Annotated in this window: 1 protein-coding gene and 1 pseudogene; both read left to right on the top strand. The window is 74.4% G+C overall.

Going from position 1 to position 1,198, the window contains the following annotated elements; all coding sequences use genetic code 11:
* Positions 1-99 precede the first annotated feature (99 nt).
* Positions 100-882, top strand: a complete 783-nt coding sequence (gene yaaA / locus CCN42_RS34070; RefSeq protein ID WP_086741294.1) for a peroxide stress protein YaaA — start codon at positions 100-102, stop codon at positions 880-882.
* A gap of 84 nt (positions 883-966) precedes the next feature.
* Positions 967-1,198 (top strand): annotated as a pseudogene (locus CCN42_RS34065) (keto-deoxy-phosphogluconate aldolase); the annotation flags it as partial.

The following is a 1,198-nucleotide window of genomic DNA, read 5'->3' as shown; positions in this document are numbered from 1 at the left end:
GTCACGCGCAGGGGGCGGCGGGGCATACAGCGAGCGTAGGCCGGGGGGTGCCGGGCGGCACGCCGTACGCTGGCGGGGAGCGCAACAGAAGGAGTGAACGTGCTGGTCCTGCTGCCGCCCTCGGAGGGAAAGGCCTCCTCCGGCCGGGGCGCCCCGCTGAAGCTGGAGTCGCTGTCGCTGCCCGCCCTGACGGAGGCCCGCGAGACGGTGCTCGGCGAGCTGGTCGAGCTGTGCGTGGGCGACGAGGACAAGGCGCGCGAGGTGCTGGGGCTGAGCGAGGGCCTGCGCGGCGAGGTCGCGAAGAACGCGGAACTGCGGACGGCGGGGGCGCGGCCCGCCGGGGAGATCTACACGGGGGTGCTGTACGACGCCCTGGACCTGGCCACTCTGGATCCGGCCGCGCAGCGGCGCGCGGCGCGGTCGCTGCTGGTGTTCTCGGGGCTGTGGGGCGCGGTCCGGGTGACGGACCGGATCCCGTCGTACCGCTGTTCCATGGGCGTGAAGCTGCCGGGCCTGGGCGCGCTGGGCGCGTACTGGCGTACGCCGATGGCCGCGGCCCTGCCGGAGGCGGCCGGGGACGGGCTGGTGCTGGATCTGCGGTCGGCGGCGTATGCGACGGCGTGGAAGCCGAGGGGCGAGGTGGCCGGGCGGACGGCGACGGTGCGGGTGCTGCACGCGCCGACCCGGAAGGTCGTCAGCCATTTCAACAAGGCGACGAAGGGTCGGATGGTGCGGAGTCTGCTGACCGCCGGGACGGCGCCGTCGGGGCCCGCCGAGCTGGTCGAGGCGCTGCGGGATCTGGGGTACGAGGTGGAGGCGCAGGCTCCGGCGAAGGCGGGGCAGGCGTGGGCGCTGGATGTGCTGGTGGAGGAGATCCACTGAACTGGCCCTCCGGACGCTCGTTGCAGCATGCGCAACAAGCTTTGCGGAGAATGCTTCGGGACCGGCAGGATGAGGGGCATGGTCATGCCCTCCCTTCCGTCTGTCCTCGATCTCGCGCCCGTCGTCCCCGTCGTGGTCGTCGCCGACCCGGCCGACGCCGTACCGCTCGCCCGTGCCCTGGTCGCCGGCGGGCTGCCCGCGATCGAGGTGACCCTGCGGACGCCCGGCGCCCTGGAGGCCGTCCGGGCGATCGCCGGTGAGGTGCCGGAGGCGGTGGTGGGGGCGGGGACCGTCATCACCCCGGGGCAGGTGGCCG

It is taken from the genome of Streptomyces glaucescens (assembly GCF_002154375.1).
Taxonomy (GTDB): Bacteria; Actinomycetota; Actinomycetes; order Streptomycetales; family Streptomycetaceae; genus Streptomyces; species Streptomyces glaucescens.
The sequence above is the reverse complement of the archived record's forward strand: the minus strand, read 5'-3'. Positions and strand labels throughout refer to the sequence as shown.